This is a genomic window from Colwellia ponticola (assembly GCF_005885605.1).
Classification (GTDB): domain Bacteria; phylum Pseudomonadota; class Gammaproteobacteria; order Enterobacterales; family Alteromonadaceae; genus Colwellia; species Colwellia ponticola.
Map to the genome: position 1 here is coordinate 1 of NZ_SZVP01000136.1, position 444 is coordinate 444.

Here is a 444-nt window from a genome sequence, read left to right on the forward strand (position 1 = left end):
TTACACCACTGCGCATTCTGACAAGAATATTGATGGAGAGCCGGGTGGTTAGCGATCAGGCAGCTGCCCCGGCCTTTTCGTGGCCGGGGTGTTCGCCGCGCAGGGTTTGGACCACGCCTGTGGCGATCAGAAACTGTCCGGCATAGTATAGCGGCCAGATCAGATACTCGGGAATGTCGCCCAGATTGACCACGCCCATGCGACTGAAGATCAGAAAGTCCGAGACAACAAACAGCACTGCCCCGGCGCCGACGCGGTAGCGTGGAAAACGGCTCATCCACGCGCAGGCAGCCATCCCGCCGAGCGATAAGCCGTATAACGCAACCATTGCATCCTGGCTCAGCAGATAGCTGATCAGAGGCGTGCCAAAGAGCAATACGACCGCCAATGCCTTTTGGGTTCTAACCGGGTTCGCTCGCGGATTGCGGAGGTAGAGCCAAATCG

The 444-nt window shown here is 58.3% G+C and carries 1 protein-coding gene; it reads right to left on the reverse strand.

Annotation, left to right across the window (positions count from 1 at the left end; all coding sequences use genetic code 11):
• Positions 1-55: 55 nt before the first annotated feature.
• Positions 56-444 (reverse strand): lysoplasmalogenase family protein (locus tag FCS21_RS16225; protein ID WP_222927997.1); only part of this gene is annotated, 389 nt, incomplete at its 5' end.